General features: G+C 33.2%; 5 protein-coding genes. All 5 read right to left on the reverse strand.

Annotated elements, in window-relative coordinates; all coding sequences use genetic code 11:
- Positions 1–273: sigma-70 family RNA polymerase sigma factor (locus ACOYLP_RS10835; protein WP_422856185.1), on the reverse strand; the 273-nt coding region annotated here is incomplete at its 3' end.
- Positions 264–1,370 carry a glycosyltransferase gene (locus ACOYLP_RS10840; RefSeq protein WP_422856186.1) on the reverse strand — a complete coding sequence of 369 codons (1,107 nt, stop codon included), beginning with the start codon at positions 1,368–1,370 and terminating at the stop codon, positions 264–266. The genes ACOYLP_RS10835 and ACOYLP_RS10840, both read right to left, overlap by 10 nt.
- A 75-nt stretch (positions 1,371–1,445) precedes the next feature.
- On the reverse strand, positions 1,446–2,057 hold the full coding sequence (locus tag ACOYLP_RS10845; protein ID WP_422856187.1) for an FMN-binding negative transcriptional regulator: 612 nt from the start codon (positions 2,055–2,057) through the stop codon (positions 1,446–1,448).
- Between the two features lie 55 nt (positions 2,058–2,112).
- Positions 2,113–3,126, reverse strand: coding sequence for a UDP-N-acetylmuramate dehydrogenase (murB, locus tag ACOYLP_RS10850; RefSeq protein WP_422856188.1), 1,014 nt, complete (start codon positions 3,124–3,126; stop codon positions 2,113–2,115).
- 27 nt (positions 3,127–3,153) lie between these two features.
- The coding region (gene asnB / locus ACOYLP_RS10855; RefSeq protein WP_422856189.1) for an asparagine synthase (glutamine-hydrolyzing) at positions 3,154–4,701 on the reverse strand (1,548 nt) is incomplete at its 5' end.

Here is a 4,701-nt window from a genome sequence, read left to right on the forward strand (position 1 = left end):
AAATATGGTCGATTTTTTTTTACGAAGCATATCAATATGGACATTTTTGGCAATCGCAATCAACCAGGTGTTGAACTGAAATTCAGGATTGTAGGTTGCAATTTTATCAAAAGCTTTAGAGAAAGTTTCAATGGCAATATCTTCAGTATCGGTCTCGTTTTCCGTGCGTTTAAGCATAAAGCCGTATACTTCATTCCAGTAGTGGTCTAGTAAATACGTAAAGGCAACCTGATCACCTTTTTTAGCTTTTTCTATGTATGCCTTTATTTCCAATGTACTGGTTTAGATAAAGTATTGGAAACAAAAATGTTCAATTGTGTAAAAATCAAAACTATTTCAATTATTGGAAACCAATACATTACGTCTTTTTCTTTAAGTTTTCCTGCTGCAAATCCCATAGTAACCCAAGCAAAAATATAACGAAAACCAATCATGCTTACTACAGCAATCCATTGAAATTGAAATGCTAATAAAATAATTGACAATAAAAGAAATAACAATTGCGAAACATAAAAAAGGCCTAGTTGATTTCTGTCAAATAGTTTGTAATGTTTGGCTGTAGATACATGACGACGTTTTTGAGCAAACCATTCTTTAAAAGAAGTTTTTGGTTTAGAATAGGTGAAACTATCAGGCAAAAAACAAATTGTTGTATTCTTTTTTTCAGCTGCCTGATTAACAAACAAATCATCGTCTCCGGAACGTATTTTCATATGATCCATAAATCCACGCACTTTGAAAAACTCTTCACGTTTATAGGCCAAATTTCGACCAATTCCCATGTAAGGTTTGCCAATTTTTGCCCAAGAAAAATATTGCATTGCCGTTAATAATGTTTCAAATCGAATTATTTTATTTAGGAATGAACCGCTAATCTTTTCATAGGCTCCATAGCCCAAAACAATAGTTTTTTCTAATGTAAACTGAGAACTCATATTGGCAATCCAATTATTTGATGATGGAACGCAATCAGCATCTGTAAATAAAAGATATTCGTGCTTTGCGGCTTTGATCCCCAGTGTTAATGCAAATTTTTTATTACCCCAAAAAGCTTCGTTATTTTCTACTTTTACCAATTTGATATTGGAATGTAATTTTTCAAATTCTTCAAAAATCTCCAATGTATTATCGCTTGAAGCATCGTCAATTAAGACAATTTCAAATTGAGGATAATTTTGTTCGACAAGTAACGGAATTAAATTTCTAACATTTTCTTCTTCGTTTTTAGCGCAAACAATTACTGAAATCGGAATTCTTTTTGGTGATCCGGATTGGGGTTTAGCAAATGAAAACTTGCCAAAAATTACAATGTAATAAAGAAATTGAATAACAACAATCGCAACAAATAAAAAGAAAATATATAATAACATAGTGCTTTTTCGACGTTTTAAAAGGATTGCAAATGTACAAAATCAATTATGAACTTTGAATTAAGATGCTTGAAATTATTTTCTGTTTTTTTTCATTTCCATAGCCACTTCAATAGATTGATAATCATTAGAATCTTCCAGTTTAGTAATGATAGTTTGGTAGTTTTTGTCATCTCTGTTTTGAGACAATTTTTTCTTGGCTTCGACAGCTGTGACTTCAATTTCGAAGGAAATTATTCCTTTTGCTTGATGCATTGTTTTCTTTGATAAATCTTCTATACGAACCGGTTTATCTGATTTGGCTTCGTATTTATTCATCAATCTTTTTAAGGCTTCAATGCTTTCTTCAAGGGTATGGAGTTTTACTTTTCCGTAAACGTGAACCGCCAAATAATTCCACGTTGGGACATTTTCATGATCGTACCAAGAAGAAGAAATATAGGTATGAACTCCGCTAAAGATTGCCAAAACTTCATCATTAGTTTTAAAGCTTTCAGCTTGTGGATTTTCTTTGGAAACGTGACCAACTAAATATTTTTTTCCATTCTTTTCTTCTAACAATAATGGAATATGTGTCGCCCACAACTTTCCATCCGTTTGGTTAACTAAAATCCCAAATCCATTTTTATGAATGAAGTTTTGGATGTCTTCCTGATTTTCATTTTTATAGAGTTCTGGGATATACATGAAAATTACGAATTACGAATTACGATTTCTGACAACTTCGACTGAACACAGATAACTAAATAACATTAACCTCCGCTTCAATGGCAATTCCAAATTCCTTTAAAATAGTCGCTTGAATATCTCTTGAAACGGATAGAATTTCTTGCCCTGTCGCATTGCCATAATTGACTAAAACTAGCGCCTGATTTTTATGAATTCCGGCATCACCAAAACGCTTTCCTTTGAAACCAGCTTTTTCAATCAGCCAGCCAGCTGGAACTTTTACTTCGGTTTCTGAAACTACATAATGTGGCATTTCGGGATGTAAAGCATGTACTTTTTCGTATTGTTCTTTTGGTATAATTGGGTTTTTAAAAAAACTTCCACTGTTTCCTAATGCTGCCGGATCAGGTAATTTACTTTGTCGAATCGCAATTACTGCATTGGAAACATCTTTTAAATTTGGAGTAACCACATTTTGTTTCTCTAATTCCTTAGTTATATCACCGTAAGATGTATTGATTTTATGGTTGCGTTTAGTTAGTTTATATACTACTGAAGTAATGATAAACTGGTCTTTTGCTTCGTGTTTAAAAATACTTTCACGATAACCAAAATTACATTCTTCTTTAGTGAACGTTTTCATTTCTTGCGAAGCAATATTCATAGCATCACACGAAATAAAAGTGTCTTTAATTTCGGTACCATAAGCACCAATGTTTTGCACCGGAGTAGTTCCAACATTTCCTGGAATTAAAGACATATTTTCTAAACCACCGAAGTTTTGCTCGATAGTCCAAAGTACAAATTTGTGCCAATTTTCGCCGGCCTGACTTTCAACCCAAACAAAATCATCATCTTCTTTGAGGACTTTTTTGCCTTTCAAATCAATATGAATGACCAAAGCCTGAATGTCTTGTGTCAGTAACATATTGCTTCCACCACCAAGAATGAATTTTGGTTCTGATTGGTGTTCCTTCAAAATGGTATTTAAATCTTCGATCGAATTTACAGCAACAAACTGTTTGGCTTTGGCTTCAATTCCAAAAGTGTTGTATTTTTTTAAAGAAAAGTTATTCTGAATAGTCATGCTCACAAAAGTAAGACAAACGAACTTTTAAACAAACTTGTTATAGTAGTTTTTTTGCCATTTGTGAAGCATAAATAGTGGCATAAAATAAGGCAAAATTTTGGTGTTTTCTTTTCGTATTTCTGCCACTAGCTTTGTTCCGTCAATGTTTTGAAGGAATGGAATTTCAAAAATAGGGCTTTTTGCAAAGTTGTCTAATTCATCAACAAATCTTGGGAAACGCAACAAATAACTGCCCCAAGGTGCACTAAGTCCAATTTTTCTAAAATCAATAACCTCTTTCGGAAGTTTCTCTTCCATTGTAGTTTTTAAAATGAACTTCCCTTTTTTCCCGGTAAACATCCACTTGTCATCCAATGTTCCTAAACCTGCAATAAGTCTTTGATCCAAGAATGGCTCACGACATTCGATTGAAGTTCCCATAGTACAACGGTCATTTCTATCTAACAATGAACACAAATAGGTGTGTTGATCAAAGTATAATGCTTGACGTTGCAGGTTTTTTGGATATAATTCCTGTGCTTCTTTCAAGATTTGATATCGATATTCATTTGCCGGTTTTTGTTTATTTCCGTAAAAATTATTGATGTCGTCTGGATACACATTACATCCATTAAATATTACTAAATCAGCATCATTAGTAATTTTTGAATAGCGGAATAGTTTGTCATAACGTGGACTTTTATTGAAAGTTTCAAACTTACTAAGCTGTGAAATCACTTTTAATAAAGAGGGATTTTTTAACGCTTTGTATCGAACATAACCGCCCATTAATTCATCAGCACCTTCGCCAGAAAGCAAAACCTTTACTTTTGGCTTGGCTAATTTCGCAATTGCCAATAAATGAGGTTCGTTAAGATGCATTATCGGTTCGTCCTGAAAATAAGAGGTTTCAATCAGGTTTTGATATAAACTTTCATTTTCAAGTTTGGTATGATTGAAAGTATATCCATACTGATCGGTTATTTTTTTTGCCAAATGGTATTCATTATGCTCTTCTTCGGAAAAACTAATGTTGAAGGTTTCGATATTCTTAAACTCTTGGTTGTATAAAGCAGATAGGATTGAACATGAATCTAATCCGCCACTTAACAAAACTCCAACGGGAACATCACTTACCATTCGAAGTTTTACCGACTCGAAGAAGGTTTCTTCAAACCATTTTTTTGGATTATCTATTTTGACATGATTTTGAATCTGTTCTTTTAAATTCCACCATCTCGTTGTTTTGCTTTTTCCTTCCTCGTCAATTACCATAAAATGTCCGGGAAGTAATTTTTTAACATCTGCAAACAAGGTTTCTTCGCCTGCTACAAATCGGTTGAAAAAGTATTCTTCCATTCCGTTTTCAGAAATCTGAATCGGTATTCCAGCTGCAAATAGTGCTTTTTGTTCAGAGGCAAAGTATAGTGTGTTTTTATGAATGCAGTAATACAAAGGTTTTACACCCATTCTATCTCTGCATAGAGTCAGTTTTTTTTCTACAGTATCCCAAATAGCGAATGCAAACATTCCATTCAGTCTGTGTAAAACTTCAATGCCGTGTAGTTCATAAAGTTTTAGTAAAACTTCAGT

Source organism: Flavobacterium sp. (assembly GCF_049318325.1).
In the GTDB taxonomy this organism is placed as follows: domain Bacteria; phylum Bacteroidota; class Bacteroidia; order Flavobacteriales; family Flavobacteriaceae; genus Flavobacterium.